This is a genomic window from Pontibacter ruber (assembly GCF_023630205.1).
In the GTDB taxonomy this organism is placed as follows: domain Bacteria; phylum Bacteroidota; class Bacteroidia; order Cytophagales; family Hymenobacteraceae; genus Pontibacter; species Pontibacter ruber.
In genome coordinates this window covers 1,412,897-1,432,546 of the sequence record NZ_JALPRR010000001.1, presented here as the reverse complement: position 1 = coordinate 1,432,546, position 19,650 = coordinate 1,412,897, and the positions used below count along the sequence as shown (strand labels likewise).

The 19,650-nt window shown below is 50.8% G+C and carries 15 protein-coding genes; 6 read left to right on the top strand and 9 right to left on the bottom strand.

The window, feature by feature from the left end; genetic code table 11:
* Nucleotides 1-41: 41 nt before the first annotated feature.
* The gene (locus MJ611_RS06340) at nt 42-377 is read left to right on the top strand and encodes a DUF4286 family protein (protein ID WP_250428668.1); all 336 of its coding nucleotides are present in this window, start codon (nt 42-44) and stop codon (nt 375-377) included.
* Nucleotides 378-443: 66 nt separating this feature from the next.
* Here MJ611_RS06340 and MJ611_RS06335 read toward each other — a convergent pair whose 3' ends face one another.
* From MJ611_RS06335 to MJ611_RS06320, 4 genes are all read right to left on the bottom strand, one after another.
* On the bottom strand, nt 444-914 hold the full coding sequence (locus MJ611_RS06335; RefSeq protein ID WP_250428667.1) for a GNAT family N-acetyltransferase: 471 nt from the start codon (nt 912-914) through the stop codon (nt 444-446).
* Nucleotides 915-1,066: 152 nt separating this feature from the next.
* Nucleotides 1,067-1,831, bottom strand: a complete 765-nt coding sequence (locus MJ611_RS06330) for an acyl-[acyl-carrier-protein] thioesterase (protein ID WP_250428666.1) — start codon at nt 1,829-1,831, stop codon at nt 1,067-1,069.
* Between the two features lie 182 nt (nt 1,832-2,013).
* Complete coding sequence (locus MJ611_RS06325) at nt 2,014-4,209, bottom strand: prolyl oligopeptidase family serine peptidase (RefSeq protein WP_250428665.1); 2,196 nt, start codon at nt 4,207-4,209, stop codon at nt 2,014-2,016.
* A gap of 102 nt (nt 4,210-4,311) precedes the next feature.
* Nucleotides 4,312-5,310: a sugar phosphate nucleotidyltransferase gene (locus MJ611_RS06320; RefSeq protein WP_250428664.1), complete on the bottom strand. Its 999-nt coding sequence runs from the start codon at nt 5,308-5,310 to the stop codon at nt 4,312-4,314.
* A 366-nt stretch (nt 5,311-5,676) separates the two neighbouring features.
* Between MJ611_RS06320 and MJ611_RS06315 the strand changes: the two genes are divergently transcribed.
* The 3 genes from MJ611_RS06315 (at nt 5,677) to MJ611_RS06305 (ending at nt 7,551) form a co-directional block, all read left to right on the top strand.
* Nucleotides 5,677-6,255 carry a LemA family protein gene (locus tag MJ611_RS06315; RefSeq protein WP_250428663.1) on the top strand — a complete coding sequence of 193 codons (579 nt, stop codon included), beginning with the start codon at nt 5,677-5,679 and terminating at the stop codon, nt 6,253-6,255.
* Nucleotides 6,256-6,332: 77 nt separating this feature from the next.
* Complete coding sequence (locus MJ611_RS06310) at nt 6,333-6,770, top strand: TPM domain-containing protein (RefSeq protein ID WP_250428662.1); 438 nt, start codon at nt 6,333-6,335, stop codon at nt 6,768-6,770.
* Between the two features lie 4 nt (nt 6,771-6,774).
* Nucleotides 6,775-7,551, top strand: coding sequence for a TPM domain-containing protein (locus MJ611_RS06305; protein ID WP_250428661.1), 777 nt, complete (start codon nt 6,775-6,777; stop codon nt 7,549-7,551).
* A gap of 117 nt (nt 7,552-7,668) precedes the next feature.
* Here the strand turns inward: MJ611_RS06305 and MJ611_RS06300 are convergent, their stop codons facing one another.
* Complete coding sequence (locus MJ611_RS06300; protein ID WP_250428660.1) at nt 7,669-8,310, bottom strand: hypothetical protein; 642 nt, start codon at nt 8,308-8,310, stop codon at nt 7,669-7,671.
* Between the two features lie 332 nt (nt 8,311-8,642).
* Between MJ611_RS06300 and MJ611_RS06295 the strand changes: the two genes are divergently transcribed.
* Nucleotides 8,643-11,255 carry an ATP-binding protein gene (locus MJ611_RS06295; protein ID WP_250428659.1) on the top strand — a complete coding sequence of 871 codons (2,613 nt, stop codon included), beginning with the start codon at nt 8,643-8,645 and terminating at the stop codon, nt 11,253-11,255.
* A gap of 10 nt (nt 11,256-11,265) precedes the next feature.
* Here MJ611_RS06295 and MJ611_RS06290 read toward each other — a convergent pair whose 3' ends face one another.
* Together MJ611_RS06290 and MJ611_RS06285 are read right to left on the bottom strand one after the other, a co-directional pair.
* Nucleotides 11,266-12,669, bottom strand: coding sequence for a sigma-54-dependent transcriptional regulator (locus MJ611_RS06290; protein ID WP_317233134.1), 1,404 nt, complete (start codon nt 12,667-12,669; stop codon nt 11,266-11,268).
* Between the two features lie 239 nt (nt 12,670-12,908).
* On the bottom strand, nt 12,909-13,340 hold the full coding sequence (locus MJ611_RS06285; protein WP_250428658.1) for a hypothetical protein: 432 nt from the start codon (nt 13,338-13,340) through the stop codon (nt 12,909-12,911).
* 320 nt (nt 13,341-13,660) lie between these two features.
* Between MJ611_RS06285 and polA the strand changes: the two genes are divergently transcribed.
* Entirely contained in the window at nt 13,661-16,501 is a 2,841-nt protein-coding gene (gene polA / locus MJ611_RS06280) for a DNA polymerase I (protein ID WP_250428657.1), read from the top strand.
* Nucleotides 16,502-16,758: 257 nt separating this feature from the next.
* On the opposite strand, the gene MJ611_RS06275 is transcribed toward polA, so the two are convergent.
* Together MJ611_RS06275 and MJ611_RS06270 are read right to left on the bottom strand one after the other, a co-directional pair.
* Nucleotides 16,759-18,210 (bottom strand): SGNH/GDSL hydrolase family protein, encoded by a 1,452-nt coding sequence (locus MJ611_RS06275; RefSeq protein WP_250428656.1) that lies wholly within the window; start codon nt 18,208-18,210, stop codon nt 16,759-16,761.
* A gap of 12 nt (nt 18,211-18,222) precedes the next feature.
* Nucleotides 18,223-19,452, bottom strand: a complete 1,230-nt coding sequence (locus MJ611_RS06270; RefSeq protein ID WP_250428655.1) for an OmpP1/FadL family transporter — start codon at nt 19,450-19,452, stop codon at nt 18,223-18,225.
* Nucleotides 19,453-19,650: the final 198 nt, after the last annotated feature.

The following is a 19,650-nucleotide window of genomic DNA, read 5'->3' as shown; positions in this document are numbered from 1 at the left end:
ATTTTACCCGTACTTTTAAAGGCTATTTCTTAATTTTGAGTATGATTTTATACAACGTAACTACCAGTATTGACAACAGAGTGGCTGATGATTGGCTGCAGTGGATGAAAGAGGTGCATATACCCGAGGTAATGGCGACGGGCTATTTTCTGGCTAACCAGATTTGCCGTGTTGTAGAAGATGAGGAAACAGGAGGCACAACCTACGCAGTGCAGTATACCTGCCGCAGTGAGGCAGACCTGCTGGAGTACCAGCGGGAACACTCGCCGGAGCTGCAGCGCAAAGTAAACGAACGCTACCAGGGCCAGTACGCTTCGTTCAGAACGATGCTGGAAATTGTAGGCGTCAACGTAGAGCGCAAGTCGGAAACTGAATAGGTATATAAAGTATAAATCCCGCTGTAAGTATAGCTGCAGCGGGATTTATACTTTAAAGGATAATACTTAGGCAGTGTAGTTCCGGATTTGCTCTTCGGTCATGGTGCAGTTGATCCATTCACCGTCCAGCTCGGCGCCTATCTTGTTGTAGAAGGCAATGGCCGGCTCGTTCCACTCCAGCACCTGCCACCTGAAGCGCTTGGCTCCTACCTCCTTCGCTTCTTGGGCAACCGCATCGAACAGCATTTTGCCAATGCCGCTGCGGCGCAGGCGTTCTGTCACCACCAGGTCTTCCAGGAAAAGCATTTTACCTTTCCAGGTAGAGTACCCGGTATAGTACAGGGCAATGCCTATAATGCCTTCTTCGGACTCTGCTACAAAAAACTTGTAAATCGGCTCCTCGCCAAAGCCGTCGCGACGCATATCTTCCAGGGTGTTGGTTACCTCTTGTGGTGCCCGCTCGAACTCGGCCAGTTCCTTTATTAACGCATGCACCTGCGGAAGGTCATCTATCGTTCCTTTTCTTATGTTTATCATTTGCTAATTGTTGATTGCTGATTGTTTTGTCTGAATCAGGATTTACAGGATTTTAGGATTAGCAGGATTCTCGAACTTTATACTTCAACGGCCGTTATGCCTGCTGGTGAAAACACGCAGCAAGGGCAACAACTTTCTAACTCTTCAACTCTCTACTTCTCTAACTCCAAACGTTCTAACATATTCCATACCGTCCTGGCTTGCACCAGCTCTATGCCAGTTTGCTGACTGGTAAGTTTGTGCAAATATATGTTTTCTGAATCACCTGTGCCTGCTGTTGCTATAACCGTATCGCCCAGTACACTTTCGGCTCTGAAAATGATGTCCACCCCCTTTAGTTGCTGCTCCAGCACTTTTGTTGGCAAAGTATCCAAGGTCCATTGCAGGTAGCGGGTATTGGTTACGTGGCGGTTCAGATCGATATCGTGCCAGCGCACGGGCATTTGCTGCTCGTATTGCGGCTCCTGTAGTTGCGGCAGCTTACCTTTGGCAAAAGGTAGCGCCTCCTGTCCCGGCACAATTTCCACTTCCATGATAAAATCAGGCACCGACACCAGCTGGCGCTTTACCACATCCATTACCAGCCACACGCTGGTGGCCTGCCCCAGCAGCTCCCGCTCCGCGCTGTAGATCCGGAAATCGCGGTGCAGGAACACACGCTCCCTGCCGGAAGCCCAGGTCTCTACAGTTATACTTTCGCCGTGCTTGGGGTAGCGGAACAGTTCCACCCGGATGCGCTGCAGCACCCACGTCAGGCCACGCTCCAGCAAGTCATACATCGAAATGCCTAAGTTCCTGGTATTCTCCCAGGCAGCCTCCTGCATGTAACCCACCAGCGCCGGCAGGGTCGCCTGGCCGCGGTAGTCTATTTCGTTGGAACGTATCTGGAATTGCGTAGCGCCTGCGTATGATTTCATAGTGGTGGGTTTGGTGGTGAGCAAAGTTAAAAAGAATAGCTGTCAAAATAGCCCTCACTCGCGGGACGCGAGCGAGGGCAAGATATATTTCCTAAAATAACATTAACCTGCACGAACAAAAAAGCCGCGCTACCTGTAGCAGGCAGCGCGGCTGAAGTATAAATGGCAGATCTATACTTGTGTTATTGGTTTTGCCCCGCGTAAGGGTTTACGCCCATGTTCTTGTACACAAACGACCAGGTATCGGCAGCCTCCTGGATCAGCAGCGACGTTGGCTTACCGGCACCGTGGCCTGCACGCACATCCACCCGGATCAGGTACGGGTTGCCCGGGGCACCTTTGGCCTGCAGTTCGGAAATGAACTTGAACGAGTGCGCAGGTACAACGCGGTCGTCATGATCGGCTGTTTTTACCAGTGTAGCCGGGTATTTCACACCTTCCTTGATGTTGTGCAGCGGCGAGAACGCGTACAGGTTCTTGAACTGAGCTGCGTCGTCTGAAGAGCCATACTCTGGTACCCACGCCCAACCGATGGTGAACTTGTGGAAGCGCAGCATATCCATTACACCTACTGCAGGCAGGGCAACTTTGGCAAGTTCAGGGCGCTGTGTCATGAAAGCACCTACCAGCAAACCACCGTTAGAGCCGCCAGCTACAGCCAGTTTCTCAGAGGAAGTATACTTCTGATTGATCAGATATTCGGCAGCCCCGATAAAATCATCGAAAACGTTTTGCTTGTTTGGCGTCATGCCGGCTTTGTGCCAGTCTTCGCCGTACTCACCGCCACCACGCAGGTTAGGCATAGCATAAACGCCACCGTTCTCCAGCCACAGCATGTTCGAAATGCTAAAGCTTGGCGTCATAGAGATGTTAAAGCCACCATAAGCGTACAGGTACGTTGGGTTAGTGCCGTCCAGCTTCAGACCTTTTTTGTGCACAATAAACATCGGCACTTTGGTGCCGTCCTTGGATGTATAAAACACCTGCTTCGTCTCGAAAGCGTCGGTGTTGATGTCTACTTCGGTTTTGCGGAACAGCGTTACTTTGTTGTTCGGCACATCATAGTGGTAGATGGTTGGCGGATACGTGAAGGACGTGAACGTAAAGAAGGTTTCCTTGTCGTCTTTCTCGCCGCTGAAGCCACCTACAGTGCCAATGGTTGGCAATTCTACTTTTGTCAGTTGTTTGCCATTCTGGTCAAATACTACTACCTCGCTGGCGGCATCTTTCATGTAAGAAGCAATCAGGCGGCCACCCACGTGCGCAATGCTGGTCATTACGTTCTCCGATTGCGGAACAACAACTTTCCAGTTTGCTTCCTGTGGTTTCTTCGGATCGATGAGCACCAGGCGGTAGCGTGGCGCATTTTTGTTGGTGTGCACCAGCAGCTTATCGCCAATGTTATCTACCACGTTATACTCCGACTCGAAGTTGTTAACAATCGGCTTGATGGTAGATTTAGGATCTTTCAGGTCTTTGTAGAACAACGCGTTAGCACCGCTGGCACCTTCCGATGCGTTCAGGATCAGGAAGCGCTCGTCGTCTGTAGTGTGGCCATAATAGTTCCGAAGCGCATGTGCTTTGTCTTCATAAACCAGCTTGTCCTGGCTTTGCGGCGTACCAATTTTGTGGTAGTATACTTTGTGGTACTCGTTCTTGTTGGCCAGTTTGTTGCCTTCGGTTGGGGCATCGTAGCGGCTGTAGAAGAAGCCGTCTTTGTACCAGCTGGCGCCGGAAAACTTCACCCACTCTATCTTATCGCTCAGCTTTTTGCCAGTTGCCACTTCCATCACCTCGTAGGTGTTCCAGTCAGAGCCGCCGCTCGATGTGCCGTACGCTACATACTTGGCGTCTTTTGAGAACTCCAGGGCAGTAAGCGCTACAGTACCGTCGGTAGAGAATTTGTTCGGGTCCAGGAACACCTTTGGCTCATCCTTCAGCGTGTTTTGTACATACAGTACGCTCTGGTTCTGCAGGCCATCGTTCTTGAAGAAGTAGTACTTGCCACCCTCCTCAAACGGAGCGCCATACTTCGGGTAATTCCAGATTTGTGTTAAGCGGTTCTTAATCTTGTCGCGGAACTCGATGTCTTCTAGATAATCAAACGTAACTTCGTTTTGCTTCTTTATCCACTCATCCACTTCCTCGTTATGGGTTTCGAGCCAGCGGTACGGGTCGGCTACTTTGGTGCCGTGGTAATCGTCGGTGTGGTCAACTTTTTTTGTTTCAGGGTAATTAAGGGCCTTTTCAGCCGGAGTAGCAACTTCGGCTGTTGCAGTAGTTTCGGTATTCACGCTTGTGGTTTCAGTTTGTGTCGATTTGCAGGCCGACACAGCCGTAAGGCCGCCGGCAAGCAGGAGCATGGTTGTTTTCTTCATATAACGTTTGGTCAGCTTTCTGATTCCCTAAGATAAGTTTTTTTTAAGAAATAAAGAGTTCTCCTGCCCTTTAACAATCAACTGAAGGCAAGGCTATATACTCTATAAACCGAAATTCAGCTCGGTGCTGTCGCCAATGTTGATGCTGTGGCTGAGGCCTTTGAAGGAGGCATCGCTGCCGACAATGGAGTCGTGCATCACGGCGTGTACCAGCTCGCTGTAGGAGCCGATGATGGAGTTGCTAAGTATAGAGGACGTGATGGTGGCGTTATCCCCAATAGCAACGTGCGGCCCGATGATGGAATTGGCGATCTGGCAGTTCCGCCCGATACTTACCGGCGGAATGATGATCGTGTTCGGGAACTGGCTGAAGTCCTGGTTGCGGAACTGCGGGCGGTTGAGCAGGGTCGCGTTAGCTTCCAGCAGCGTCTCCTTGCGGCCGCAGTCGAACCAGTTGTCTACGTTTATAGTCCCCATTTTCTCGCCTTGCCGGATCATGTGCATCAGGGCATCGGTCAGGTGGTACTCGTTCTGGGTGCGGATATCTTCCCGGATAATGTGCTCCAGCGAAGCCACCAGCTTTTGCGGGTGCACGATCTTGTAAAGCCCCACCAGGGCAGAGTTCGATTTAGGGATTTTGGGCTTCTCCACCAGCTTCACGATAAACTCATCTGTGCCCACTTCGGATACCCCAAATAGCGAAGGTTTGGCCACTTTCTTCACGCCGAGCACCGAATAAGGAGCTTTAATGAAAGCCTGCAGGTCCACATCCACAATGGCATCGCCCAGCATGATCAGCACACTTTCTTCCTGTTCATAGGTATGGCGTGCTACCCAGAGGGCATGCCCCAGCCCTTCGCGGGGTTGCTGCACTACAAACTCTACGTTAAGCTGCGGGTACTTGCGCCGTACGTACTGCTCGATCTTCTCGCCCAGGTAACCGATCACGAAAACATAATCCTGTATGCCGGCCTGCACCAGCTTATCCACGATGTGGCCTAAGATGGTGTTATCTGCCACAGGCACCAGCGATTTAGGCTGTGTGTGCGTGTGCGGCCGAAGCCTTGATCCAACGCCTGCTACCGGTATTACTGCTTTCATAGATTATACTTTACTTGCAATATATTAAATTTTAAGTATAAACCACAGCCACTGTGCGGTTTAACTACTGTTAAGTTTGTGTAAACAAGGTAGTTCACACTCTGCTTTAACCTCTGTGCCACCAGCGCTTCTGTTTCTCAGCACCTACTTCCTGTTATTCCTGATTTTACCAGCCCAGCAAAGCCTCAGCCGCTCAGGATCTAACCTTTTGAAATGGTTTCGAGTACAGAACAGAATTGTATCTCTATACTTATATCTGTTAATTTGATCATGTTTACCTGTCCTTAGAACGATGATCTGTTAAATTCGTACTCATATCGCTCGTATAGGCAATTCCCAACGTATATAAAACATACCCAAAAACTCATGAAAAAGCTATTCTTTTACCTGATCGGATTCGTGATACTTGCCTCGCAGTCGTCGTGCGGCTACAACACCATGGTGCAGAAAGACGAAACCGTGGAGGCCTCCTGGGCCAACGTGCAGAACGCGTACCAGCGCCGCGCTGACCTGATCCCGAACCTGGTGAACACCGTAAAAGGTGCTGCCAATTTCGAGAAAGAAACCCTGACGCAGGTAATGGAGGCAAGAGCAAAAGCCACCAGCATACAACTGAATGCCGACCAGCTTACACCGGAGAACATCCAGCGTTTCCAGGAGGCACAAGGCCAGTTGAGCGGCTCTTTGTCCAGACTGCTGGCAACAGCCGAGGCGTACCCGGAGCTGAAAGCAAACCAGAACTTCCTGGAGCTGCAGGCACAGCTGGAAGGCACCGAGAACCGCATATCCGTAGAACGGCGCAAGTTTAACGAGGCAGTGCAGGACTATAACACCACGGTACGCTCCTTCCCTAACAACCTGATGGCCGGTATCTTCGGTTTCGAGCGCAAAGGGCACTTCCAGGCAGAGGCAGGCGCAGAGCGGGCCCCTACGGTACAATTCTAAATTGTCGGTTGTTAATTGTTGATTGTTTTAAAATAAGGAACAATTAACAACCAGCAATCAACAATCATCCATAAGTTATGGCTAAAGATAAAATTACACCGGAAGACGAAAAGCTGATTCTGGAAGCAATAAAGGAGGCGGAAAAAAATACGTCCGGCGAAATACGTGTGCACATCGAGAATCATTGCGAAAGCGATGTACTGGACCATGCCACAGAAATATTTGCGCAGCTCAACATGCACCACACAGCCCTGCGCAACGGCGTGCTGTTTTATGTAGCCCTTAAAGACCGGGAATTTGCCGTTTTAGGCGACGCCGGGATCAATGCCATCGTACCCGATCACTTCTGGGAAGATATTACAGAAACGGTTACAGAGCACTTCCGAAACAAACAGTATGCTGAAGGGCTTGCACAGGGCATACGCATGGCAGGCGAGCAACTGAAGGCCCACTTCCCGTACAACGCCCAGGGCGACATCAATGAACTGAGCGATGACATTTCGTTCGGAATATAACAACATGAAGCAACCGATCCTCTTTTTATACTTTTGCCTGCTGAGCATTCTGGCAGTGGGCCAGGATGGCGATTTTCCGCCGCGCCCTACCCCGCCGCGCCTTGTTAACGATCTGGCTGACATGCTGAGCCCGGAAGAGGAACAGGCGCTGGAACAGAAACTTGTCAACTACAACGATACCACCTCCACGCAGATCGCTATCGTTACGCTAACCTCCATTGGCGATTACGATGTGAACCAGTATGCAGCAGAACTGGGCGAACGCTGGGGTATAGGCGGCAAAAAGAACGACAACGGCATCATCATCCTGGTAGCCAAGAACGAGCGGCTGGTGTCGCTGCAAACAGGCTACGGCATGGAGCACATCATTCCGGATGCCATTGCCAAGCGCATTACCGAGCGTACCATCAAGCCTAACTTTCAGCAGGGAGAGTATTACAAGGGGTTAAATGAAGCAACCAGTTTCATTATTAGCCTGGCCAGCGGCGAGTACCAGGCAGACCCGACTGCTACCGCACAAGGTGAGGGAGGGCCATCGCTTTTCATGATCATCATCCTGGTCATCATCATTGTGCTTATACTTTCCAGAATGGGCAAAGGCGGCGGCGGAGGTCGTGGCATGCGCACGTTGGGTGGCCCGCTGCTTGGGCCGGGTGGATTTGGTACATTCCGGACCGGTGGAGGCGTTTTTGGCGGAGGCGGTGGCTTCGGGGGAGGCGGCGGCTTTGGCGGCTTCGGCGGTGGCTCTTTCGGCGGAGGCGGCGCAAGCAGCAAGTGGTAAGCCTTTTCAGGCATACGCTACAAGTATAAAGTATAAACGCCCGGTTCATCAGGTTTGAACCGGGCGTTTATACTTTATACTTGCCTCTTCAGGGTTTCAGCTTATACCAGAGCGCGTTTATGCTCCGGCTATACTTGCCAGTACAATCGTGTAGATAACAACCAGGGCTCCCATGCCCACACCAAAACCCGCTGCCGCTTTGCCTATTTTGCGTTTATGCGCCTGCTTTTTATAGGCAGCTGCATACGTCGGGTCGTTGAGCAATTGGTAATTGGGATTCGATTCGTATATATTGGGAGGTATAGATGCGGTTACAATTCCTCCTACCAACCCGGCAAGCGGGTATAAGATGGTTGCACCTGCCGTACCCCAGAACACACCTTTCCCTTTGTAGTATACATAAGCGTCCTGTTTGCCGCGCATCATCATGTCAGCGGTGTTGTTCGCAGCGGGTGCGGGGTTTGCTGCAGGCTGTGTTACAGGCGGTGCAGCCGCTGTTGCCTGGCCAACCGGTTGAGGCGCACTGGGCAGCTCAACGGCTGTTGCCATTCGGAGCTGGGCCACCTCCTGGCGCAGCACATAAAAAGAAGGACCTTTGGTATCGTTAAAATGCCTGTAATGTACCGTATCCTGATCAACGCGAGTGATCTTGCCGATGATCTCTTCCCCTGTTTTTTTGATGATGATGTCCTGCCCGTTTGCAACAGCACAGCTCAGAAAGAGGCACAGCAGGAGCGCCTGTGTTAGTATGTTTTTCATGATGAGGGAAGTTAAAGCAAAGGCGTATTCTGCGATTCAAACTAACACAATTTATACTATACTTCAAATGCTATATATAATTTTTAGCTGATTCCTTTATCTGTTTTTTCTGTTATTGTATGCAGCCCGCTTAGAAATACCCAGCCAAAAACAGCAGATGTCGTATACCACCCATCTGGGTTCAGGCAAACAGTTGAGCAATTGCCATGTTTTATACTTTTGAAGCTCAGCTATTAAATTATTTTTGCTTACACAACGTTAGCTTAAAACGACCCCTAACTCACACCTTCTGTCGCCTTGTACTAGTTGGGCAGCAGAACCAGTAGAGATGCATGATATTTAAAGAGAAAACCAAAGTAAAGGTAGTAGCAGGCTTCGGCCTCGCCCTCTCTGTAGTGGCAATCGCGATCTACCTCACTTACGCCAGCTTTACACAGCTCCTGACATCGGTGGAGCAATTGTCGCAGCCTAACCGCAAACTGGTAAAACTGCACCACACGCTTTCCGATATCGCCACGGCCGAAAGTTCGATCAGGGCCTACACGCTCACAACAGAAGACCGTTACTTCAAAACCTATCTGAAGGACCTCCGAAAGATAGAGTGCCAGATCGATACGCTGCGCACCATGATGAAGCAAAACGCAACTGAGCTCTCCCGCATTGATTCTATCTCGACGTTGCTGCAGCAGAAAAAGCAAAGTATGGAGCGCTACGTCAGCCTGAAGAAAAAGCGCAAAATGGAAGACTACTCTGACCGGGCCATCCGCCAGATCGTCTCTTCGGCTACGGCGCAGCCTGCCGCCACCATCATAAAACAATACACCAACACAACCACCACTTACCCCGACAAAACACAAGCCAAGGTTAAGGTTGCTGTGCCCGAAGAAAAAAGCAAGCGCGGCCTGCTCGACAAGCTCTTTACCAAACGTAGCGAAGAACCCGATACCATTGAACTGGACGTCACGTTGCCGCCGCAGGAAGGAGTACCGCTTATTACCATGAAGCAGGAAGTAACCGTGGATACCAGTAAAACGCCTGCTCCGCCCGTGGCACAAGTATCGGATGTGCGCAACATCCTGAGAAAACTCATGCGCGAGGTAACCACATATGAGAACATGCTGAAGGCAAAAGAGCTGGCGCTGCTGCAGCAGGATAAACAGATCATGGACCGCATCCGGGGCATGATCTATGAACTGGAGCAGTACGAAACGCTGCAAGCCAGTTCCAGCTCCGTGCTGGCCAGGCAGGTAGCCAACAAAACGTCGTTTATACTTTTGCTGGTTGGCGTGTTCGGCCTGGTAAGCGGCATTGCCTTTATTTTCCTCATCCTCCGCGACATTACCCGAAGCAACGTGTACAAAGCCCAGCTGATCCGCGCACGGAAAGAGGCCATCGGATTGGCGCGTGCCAAAGAGGCTTTTGTTGCAAACATGAGCCACGAGATCCGGACACCCCTGAACGTAGTGCTCGGGTTTTCGGAGCAGTTGCGCCACACGCCCCTTCAGCCCCAGCAGCAGGAGCACCTGCAGGCTATCAGCAGTGCTGGGGAGCACCTGCTGCACATCGTAAACGACGTACTCGATCTCTCAAAGATCGAAGCCGGCAAACTAAGTATAGAAGCCGCCCCTTTCAGCCTGCAGCACGTGGTAACGGAGCTGGAGCAAGCCTTTACCTTGAAAGCACAGGCCAAAGGCATCCGCTTTAGCTGCCAGCTGGACGAGGGCCTGAAACAACCGCTCTTGGGTGATGCCCTGCGCCTGAAACAGGTACTGTTTAACCTGGTAGATAACGGGATCAAATTTACTCATGAGGGGGAGGTGCACGTAAACTGCCGCCTGAAATCGCAGCGGCGTGGCCGCGTAGTTGTGGTCATTGACGTTTCAGATACCGGCATCGGCATCCCGATGGAGCAGACCGCCCATGTGTTCGGCGAATTCAACCAGGCCGATGACTCGATCATCCGGAAGTATGGCGGCACGGGCCTTGGCCTGTCCATCAGCAAACAACTGGTAGAGATGCACAACGGCTCTCTTACGCTCAGGAGCACACCCGGCGAGGGAACAACGTTCAGTATCATACTTCCGCTGAAGAAAGCCGTCGGCACAGCGGTAGGAGCACAGGCACCTATACAGACCACAGCACAGGATAAAGCGCTGTACGGCCGCAACGTACTGGTGATCGACGACGATGCTTATAGCCGCACCCTGTGCGAGCTCATCCTGACACGACTGGGCATGCACGTGTACCTGGCAAACGACGGGCAGGAAGCGCTGCAACTTATCGGGGAACAGCATGTGGATCTGGTGCTGACGGATATACAGCTGCCGGGCATGAGTGGCAAAGCCGTTGCCAGGGCCATCCGTAAACTGAAGCCGGAACTGCCGATCATCGCTCTCACGGCCAATATCATGAGCCGCAACAAACGCTTCTTTGCCAAAACCGGCATATCGGATTACCTGCTCAAACCGTACTCGGAACAGGAGCTATACCAGAAGCTGATCACCTATCTACCGGAACTTCCGACCCCGGAAACAGCGCCAGCCCCTGCTGCAGTTACAGCCAAAGCAAGTAACGATAACCTGTACGATTTAGCGGAAATGCGCCAGTTTGCGGGCTCCGACAGCGAAGCAATGGCTGCCATACTTGAAGTATTGATAAAAGATAACCGGCAGAACCTGCAGCTGTTGGAAAACGCTGCCGCAGACGGAGACTGGCAACAGGCTGGCATGTTGGCGCACCGCATGCAAACGGCTTTCCGGCACCTGCACGCGCAACACATAACACCAGCCTTAAGCGAACTGGAGCAACTGCTACACCAGCATGTCGCGGATACGTCTCACCTGCCCGGCCTGGTATCCGGCCTAAGTATAAGTATAGAAGAAGTACTGCATGCACTGGAGCAGGAGGTGGCAGCCATACGCAGCACAGAGGAAGCCATCGCCTGACAGCAGGTAGTTATACTTCAATGTTATAAAGCCGCATTTTGTTGTAGAGTGTCTTGCGGTCTATGTTGAGCAGGCGTGCTGCTTTGGATTTGTTATACTTCACCTTTTCCAGCATACTCAGGATCAGCTCCTTTTCGCCACGCTCAGCAGCGCTGCGCAGGTCAGTAACAGGAATCACTTCCTGGGCCTCGTGCTGTGCACCATTTACGGCAGGCTCCGGTGTATAATTCGCGATCTCGTAGGGCAGGTCGTCCAGCGTTACCAGGTTTGTTTTAGCCAGCAGCACCGCGCGCTTTACCACATTTTTCAGCTCGCGCAGGTTACCCGGCCAGCTATAGCGCTCAAATACAACAGCCACAGCAGCATCAAAGCCCAGGATGTTTCGCTCCAGTTCCTGGTTAGCCTGTTGCAGAAAGTGTTCTGCAAAAAGCATAATGTCAGGTTTCCGTTCCCGCAGCGCCGAAATATTGATCTTGAACTCGTTCAAACGGTGATACAGGTCCTCCCTGAACTCGCCGCGACTTACCGCCTGTACCAGGTCTTCGTTGGTGGCTGCGATGATACGCACATCCACTTCCAGGTCTGAGGTACTGCCCACTTTCCGTACTTTGCGCTCCTGTATGGCCCGCAGCAACTGCACCTGCACCTCATACGATAAGTTACCGATCTCATCCAGAAACAAGGTACCTCCGTTGGCAGCCTCAAACTGGCCTTCTTTGTTTGCAAGGGCTCCTGTAAAAGCGCCTTTCACATACCCGAACAATTCGCTTGCAGCCAGTTCTTTCGAAAGGGCACCGCAATCAATCGCTACGTAGGGTTTGTTATGGCGCTTGCTGTTGAGGTGTATCTTATGCGCCACATACTCTTTGCCTGTGCCGCTTTCCCCCTCAATGATGACTGACATATTGGTGGGAGCGATCAGGGCGATGTACTCTTCTATGCGGGCAGCCTGTGGGCTTTTACCGGTCACAAACTTATGGTTCCCATTAGAAGTGGTACTCTTTACTGCCACTGTTCCGGCAACGGCTGTTTCTTTCTTCTGCAGCGCTTTCTTTATGGTCAGCAGGGTTTCGTCGGGGTTAATGGGCTTGGTGATGTACTCAAAGGCCCCCATCTTTATCGCTTTCACGGCCGTGCGGATGTCGGCATAGGTCGTCATCAGGATAACAGGCACTTCTTTGGTAAAAATACGGATCTGCTCGAGCAGCTCCAGCCCGGTCTTATCCGGCAACCGGAAGTCGGTCAGAACCAAATCGAAGTTATTTTCCCGGAGTAGTTTTAATCCATCTGCCGCGGTGTAGGCTGTTTGCACACTAAAATTCTGGCGTTGCAGAAAGGTGCTTAGCATGAGGCAAAAAGTCGGGTCGTCGTCTATTAATAGCAGGTTTGGCATAAAGGCAGCAAACGGGTGCATGGTGTCAGGCGATACTTAAACTGCCTGATGGCACCAAAGGTTATACTTAAGGGAACACATGTTCCGGCAGCTAATCAATGTAAAGATAGTGATTAGCAGGCTTATTCAATACAAACGAAGAAGCCAGCGTTTCCTGCATAAACGGCAATAAAAAAGCCCCTGCTGTAGTGGCAGAGGCTCTTGGCTTTCATAGCTTGTGTGTACTAATGGCGGATGGCTAAAAGTTGAGCGGTTTGTGATTATTGTTGCCCTGTAGTGCTGCCTGCCTGGCCGCTTGTTCCGGTTTGGCCGCCGGCACCAGCGTCTGTAGACTTGATAGCAGTTCCGTCTGCGTTAAAACGAGCGATGGCGCGCTTGTTCTCTGCATTGGTGAACAGGATCTCGTAAGTTTCTTTTGCGGCTGCAGCCTGATCAGCTGCTGCTACCTTGTAAACTTCGCTTACAGTCCAGTCTTTAAATACTTCAGACTGAAGTCTTGTTTTCACAGCATCAGGCAGTTGCTCCTGCGTGATTTTCTCTTTACCTGCTTCCTGGCCCTGGCCGGCCGGAGTCTGGGTCTGAGACTGAGTTTGAGTTGATTGAGTTGGTGTATTAGTAGATTGAGCGTTTGCATTCAATGAAGTTGCGCCAACTAATGCGATGGCTGCAGCAAGAAAGGTTAGTTTTTTCATAACTCTTTTTTAAGTGTATCTTCAATTGTCTCTGATCCCCCTTATTGAGATAACTGTGCCAAAAACAGAAACACACATCAAATATCTGAAAGACAATAATTTATACATCAAACTCAATATTCCACAAAGTGTGGAATACCTCACAAGTGTGTAGAAAAAATTCCACAGGTTGTGGAAGTATGAAACAACTCCTGCTGCGCAAAACCATACTTGCCCGTATAGGTTATACTTTGCCGCTGCTGCTTTGCGTATAGTTTGGAGCCAGGTTGCAGCCATTAAAGGGGCGGGTTATATTCTTAAATATTGACTAACTTTAAGCCATGAGCGAACCACGTAAAAAGTTATTCCTGCTAGACGCACTGGCACTTATATACCGGGCACACTTTGCTTTCAGCAAAAACCCACGCATCAACTCTAAAGGTATGAACACGGGCGCCGCCCTTGGCTTTACCAATACCCTGGTAGAGGTGCTCCAGAAAGAGAAGCCGACGCACATTGGCGTAGCCTTCGACTCGGCCGCCAAAACCTTCCGCCACGACAACTTCGCCGAGTACAAAGCAAACCGGCAGGCGCAGCCCGAAGATATTTCGCTGGCCATACCTTACTGCAAGAAGATTGTGGAGGCGTTTAACATTCCGGTGCTGATCCTGGATGGCTACGAGGCCGACGACATCATCGGCACGCTGGCCTGCAAAGCCGAAAAGGCAGGCTTTGATGTATACATGATGACGCCCGATAAGGACTACTGCCAGCTCGTGAATGAGCATATTTTCCTGTACAAGCCTGCCTTTCTGGGCAACGCCGTGGAAGTATGGGACGTGCAGAAAGTACTGGAGAAATGGGAGATCGAGCGCGTAGAGCAGGTGATCGATATACTTGGCCTGCAGGGCGACGCTGTGGATAACATACCGGGTATACCGGGCATCGGCGAAAAAACCGCTAAGTCGCTCATCCAGAAGTATGGCAGCGTGGAGAACCTGCTCGCGCACAGCGGAGAGCTGAAGGGCAAGCAGAAAGAGAACGTGGAAACCTACGCCGAACAGGGCCTGATGTCGAAGGAGCTGGCTACCATCCACTGCGACGTACCGCTGCCATTTGACCCGGAGGCGCTGCACTACGACGGACCAAACGAGGAACAGCTGACAGAGCTTTTCGCTGAGCTGGAGTTCAGGCAACTGTCGCAACGGGTGCTGGGCCATACGCCAGCCGCTGCCCCGGCCAAACCTGCTGCCCGCAAAGGCAAACCTGCCGACCAGCAGCAGACTTCCTTATTCGACTTACAGGTTTCCACGGAGGTTGCTGTGGCTGAAGAAACGGCAGAGGGCATTGCCCAGCCCGTTCAGAACATACGCAACACCCTGCACGATTACTATCTGATCAACACGCCGGAACTGCGCAAAAGCCTGGTAGGCTATCTGCTGCAACAACAGGAAATCTCCTTCGATACCGAAACAACCAGCATAGACCCGATCACGGCCAGGTTAGTAGGCATGTCGTTTTCATACCTGCCGGGCGAGGCGTACTACGTGCCGGTGCCCCCCGACGATCGGCAGGAAGCACAACGCATTATCGACGAATTCCGTCCGGTGCTGGAACATGAAGGTATTGCTAAAATAGGCCAGAACATCAAGTATGATATCCTGGTGCTGAAGAACTATAACCTGGAGATTGCAGGACCTGTTTTCGACACCATGCTAGCACATTACCTGCTCGAGCCAGAGATGCGCCACAACATGGATGTGCTGTCGGAAACGTACCTGAACTATCATCCGGTGCCTATCACAGACCTGATCGGGCCCAAGGGCAAGAACCAGAAAACCATGGGAGACCTGGCTCCTGAGGACATTAAGGATTATGCCTGTGAAGATGCAGACGTCACGCTACGCCTGAAAAATTACTTTGAGCCGCTGCTGCAGGAGCAAAAGCTGATGAAGCTGTTCAACGAGGTGGAAAACCCACTGGTGCAGGTGCTGGCTGATATCGAAAAAGAGGGCATCACCATTGACGCCAATGCACTGGCTGACTTCTCACTGCAGCTGGAAGGCGAGATCCGGAAAATTGAAGATCAGATCTACACGCTGGCAGGCGAGCAGTTCAACATCGGCTCTCCGAAACAGCTCGGCGAGGTGTTGTTCGATAAGTTGGAGCTGCAGGGCAAAAGCAAAGTCAAAAAGACCAAAACAGGGCAGCATGCTACCGGTGAGGAAATTCTATCCAAGCTGGCAGGCGAGCACGAGATCGTGCGCCTGATCCTGGACCACCGCCAACTTACCAAGCTCAAATCTACCTATGTGGATACCTTGCCGCAACTGGTTTGCGCGCAGGATGGGCGGGTGCATACGTCCTTTAACCAGGCAGTTACCGCTACAGGCCGCCTCAGCTCTACCAACCCGAACCTCCAGAACATCCCGATCCGAACCGAGCGTGGCCGTGAAATCCGCAAGGCTTTTGTGGCCCGCGACAGCAAACACCTGCTCATCTCTGCCGACTACTCCCAGATCGAACTCCGTATCATGGCTGATTTCTCCGGAGACCCTACCATGAAGGAGGCTTTCCGTAACGGCCTCGACATTCACGCCTCTACCGCCAGCAAAGTGTTTCACGTGCCCCTGGATATGGTAGACAGTGAGATGCGCCGCAAAGCCAAGACCATTAACTTTGGTATTATCTACGGCATTTCAGCCTTTGGCCTGGCCGAGCGCCTGAACATCCCGCGCCGCGAAGCTGCCGATATTATTGAAGCGTACTTTGCGGAGTTCCCGGCTGTCAAAGAGTACATGGACAATGCGATCCAAAAAGCCCGTGAGCAGGAGTATGTGGAGACCTTGCTGGGCCGTCGCCGCTACCTCCGCGACATAAACTCACGCAACCAGAACATGCGTGGCTTTGCAGAGCGTAACGCCATCAACGCGCCGATACAAGGCACCGCCGCCGATATCATCAAGATCGCCATGATCAACATCCGCGATTACCTGAAGCATGAGAAGCTACAGACCCGCATGATCCTGCAGGTACACGACGAACTCCTGTTTGACGCACCAAAGGATGAAGTAGAAATTGTGACGCCGAAAATTGTGGAGCTGATGACCAATGCCCTGCCGCTGAGTGTACCGATGGAGGTAGGCCTTGGCGTAGGTCAGAACTGGCTGGAAGCGCACTAGGAGTTTCAGGAATACAGGAGGGAAGTATAAGTATAGAGTATCCTGCTGATCCGAAAAGTATTGCTCGGTGAAGTAAAGTATAGCCTGCTGCCTATGCTGCGTGTTTTCACCCGCAAATGGTTAGCCGCCGGAGTATAAAAGGCATAAATATAATTAATCATTCTGTTCATCCTTAACATCTGGCAAATCCTGATTCAGACATAAAAAAAGCACCTCTTGCGGAGGTGCTTTTTTGTTTTATACTTTCTGTTCAGCTGTTACGGGAAGAGTACCGCATCATACTTTGTGATATCTACCTGCGGGATGTTTGCATTATATTTTGCATTGATCGCCTTGATCATCTCGTTGGCAACAACTGCATAGCCACGAGGCGTAGGGTGCACGCCATCCAGTGAGAACAGGTTACCAGAGATATAAGCAGGAGAGTAGCCTACGTTGTTAACTGCAAAGCCACCTTGGATAGAGTTAAAGAAGGCGTTAGAGTCCCACAATGCCAAATCTTTAGCAGCAGCCTGTGATTTGATAAAATTGTTAAAACCAGTAGTTGCGGAAGAAATAGAATTCAATTCAGTTTCATCCAACAAGAGCGCACTTGGCCATGGGTTCTGAGATGTTCCAAGGGACTGCGTAGTATCTACGGCATATCTCGACAACAATACAGTTAATATACCATTTACAACCAAAGGATTTGGCTTATCCTCACCAGTCTGTTTTCTAGCTTGATCTTTAGCTAAGTCCTTCCAGTATTTACCTGTTGGAGTTCCTAGAAGTGGAGCATAGGCAGCCCCTGTTAATGTAAACAAGACTTTGCCACCTGAAGCATCTTTGATATTGCCAACAGGAATTAAAACTCTATTGGCCAGGTTATTTACATTATCCGCGGCTCCAGTAAAGGCCACAAACCCAGGTGCTCCTTTTGCTTTTAAGGCTGCTTTTACACTTGGACCTACAGTTGTAAAAAATGGAACAGCAGTTACATCCGGAACAGTTACTAAAATACCCTTCTTGTTTCCTGCTGTCAAGGTGTCAAGCAGTGCTGTAAAGTTATCTTCAAATGATTTTTGAGGTGTTAATGTACCGGCAAAACCGCCTGCAGTTGCATAACCTAGTACATCGTTTTCGGCCATCCATAAACTGAAGAACGTATGCTTAGCAGCCCTTGCCTGTGCACCCACGTACGCCAGATAGGTTTGACTTGGGTTATTAGTCAAACGCTCAAAGTATGGATTACCTTGTACGCTACCATAACCCTGAACATTTATATCAGCCGTTTTTATACCTGGAATTGAAAGGTTGTTAACGTTCTCAGTATACTTCGTGTAGAGTGGAGCAGTAGCGGTCCCCCCACGTATTGCCAGTTTATCGGTAACAGGCGCTGTAATTGGCAAACCTTGTGGGGTAAAGCCAGCTAATCGCAGGTATCCGGAGCCGTTTGCCTGCTCTTCAGAAAAAAGTGGTTGCTTAAACTCACCGCCGCCTGCATAATCAAGCTGCTGAGCCAATATGGCCGGCAGTGAAGCCAACTGACCTTTACGGGTTAGGCCGCCATCTGCGTATCCGGCGCTAAGCGAGTTACCCACTGCAATGTAAGACGTAAAATCAGCCTCCCCTGCACTCGGAGCCGGGGTGTCAATCTCGGGAGAGCAGCCGGTTAATAGTACACTGGCAAAAAGCGCCAGCATACCGGTTTTATAGAATAAGTTTTTCATATTCGTCAGGAATTAGAAATTGTAGGTGAAAGAAATACCAGGGATGTAAGCAACAGCCTTGTAAGTACCGGCTATACCTCCTGATTTATCCCCGGCATCGGTACGCTCTTTTCTGTTGATGTAAAGGAAAGAAGCATCCAGATTGAAGTTCTCAGACAGTTTATATCCGATACCGCCTGAAATACCACGTGCATCAGAGTCCGGTGTTTCCGGGGTCAGGTAACCTTCCTGCACAGGCGAGTTGTCGTAGTAAGCGCCGGCGCGCAGGGCCAGTGCATCTGTTACTTTATACTCAGCACCAATGCGGTAGATGTAGCTGTCTTCGTAATTGCGGGCATTTTCTGTGAAAGTGCTGCCGTTAACAGGATCTGCATAGTCGAAGCGCAGGCTCTTGTAAGCACTCCACTCTACGCGGTTCACGTCGATGGCAATGGTCCAGGCTTCTGTCGGCATGATACCTACACCCAAAGACAGGGTAGCAGGAAGCGGCAGAGAGGCTTTGAACTTGGTATCCGGGAAGCGGGACTTAAGCGATGAAGCAACGGTGAAAGTAGCATCGCCTTCTTCCACGTCCACATCTACTTTAGAACGGTAGCTAAGACCCAATGAGATCTTATCAGATGGTTTAACATATACACCTACATTGTAGCCAACGCTTGTTCCGTCGCCATCCAGTTCCGCTTTTCCATAGTTACCTTCCTGGTCCTGAACCGGGATGCTGCGCTGCAGGTTTACTTTGCCTTTTACATAAGTCAGGCCTGCACCAATGCCAATTTTATCTGTAATAGCATAGCTCAGGGTAGGCTGGATGTAGATAGCAGAAAGCTTCAGCTGCTCCAGCCCAAAGCGGCCATTCCACTGGTTACCCCACTTCACCGTGCTGCCAAAGGGTGTATACACGCCAATACCGGCTTTCAGCTTGTCGGTGATGCCGTATACAGCATACACCTGGAAAGGAGTACCGGCAGGGTTATCGGTTCTGGCAGTAACGCCGCTGCTCTCCGGAGCTGAGTAAGCAATTTTGGAGAAGATGCCGCTTGCGCCAATAGTTACGCCATTTTCGCGTACATGGCTCATAGCGCCAGGGTTAAAGAAGATGCTCGATGTACCTGTCACCAGGCCGGTGCCCGTGTGGCCCATACCAATCTGCCGCTGGCTTGCCAGGTTTACCTGGTACCCTCCGGCCATTGCCACACCTGAGAGTAATGTTCCACCTAATAAGGCGAGTAATTTGCTTTTCATATAACGTAACTTTAATTGTAGGGTGATAATACGTCTAAACAAATATATAAAATAGTAGCACGTGCAACAGCGGCGGGCATAGCTTTTTTCAAATATTTTTAAAATCGAGTCGAAAACCTGTAATATCCCCTCTCTTCTGGCCCATACTGCTGCTTCTGGCCACTGTTCTGCTGCAATTTGCCTCTCTTCAGCAAGCAA

Bases quoted from the DNA above. Each gene is read 5' to 3' on its own strand.
- MJ611_RS06335 (WP_250428667.1), bottom strand. From the start codon at position 914: ATGATAAACATAAGAAAAGGAACGATAGATGACCTTCCGCAGGTGCAT.
- MJ611_RS06305 (WP_250428661.1), top strand. From the start codon at position 6,775: ATGAAGCAACCGATCCTCTTTTTATACTTTTGCCTGCTGAGCATTCTG.
- MJ611_RS06270 (WP_250428655.1), bottom strand. From the start codon at position 19,452: ATGAAAAGCAAATTACTCGCCTTATTAGGTGGAACATTACTCTCAGGT.
- MJ611_RS06285 (WP_250428658.1), bottom strand. From the start codon at position 13,340: ATGAAAAAACTAACCTTTCTTGCTGCAGCCATCGCATTAGTTGGCGCA.
- MJ611_RS06275 (WP_250428656.1), bottom strand. From the start codon at position 18,210: ATGAAAAACTTATTCTATAAAACCGGTATGCTGGCGCTTTTTGCCAGT.
- MJ611_RS06310 (WP_250428662.1), top strand. From the start codon at position 6,333: ATGGCTAAAGATAAAATTACACCGGAAGACGAAAAGCTGATTCTGGAA.
- MJ611_RS06295 (WP_250428659.1), top strand. From the start codon at position 8,643: ATGATATTTAAAGAGAAAACCAAAGTAAAGGTAGTAGCAGGCTTCGGC.
- MJ611_RS06315 (WP_250428663.1), top strand. From the start codon at position 5,677: ATGAAAAAGCTATTCTTTTACCTGATCGGATTCGTGATACTTGCCTCG.
- MJ611_RS06320 (WP_250428664.1), bottom strand. From the start codon at position 5,310: ATGAAAGCAGTAATACCGGTAGCAGGCGTTGGATCAAGGCTTCGGCCG.
- MJ611_RS06290 (WP_317233134.1), bottom strand. From the start codon at position 12,669: ATGCACCCGTTTGCTGCCTTTATGCCAAACCTGCTATTAATAGACGAC.
- MJ611_RS06300 (WP_250428660.1), bottom strand. From the start codon at position 8,310: ATGAAAAACATACTAACACAGGCGCTCCTGCTGTGCCTCTTTCTGAGC.
- MJ611_RS06330 (WP_250428666.1), bottom strand. From the start codon at position 1,831: ATGAAATCATACGCAGGCGCTACGCAATTCCAGATACGTTCCAACGAA.
- MJ611_RS06325 (WP_250428665.1), bottom strand. From the start codon at position 4,209: ATGAAGAAAACAACCATGCTCCTGCTTGCCGGCGGCCTTACGGCTGTG.
- polA (WP_250428657.1), top strand. From the start codon at position 13,661: ATGAGCGAACCACGTAAAAAGTTATTCCTGCTAGACGCACTGGCACTT.
- MJ611_RS06340 (WP_250428668.1), top strand. From the start codon at position 42: ATGATTTTATACAACGTAACTACCAGTATTGACAACAGAGTGGCTGAT.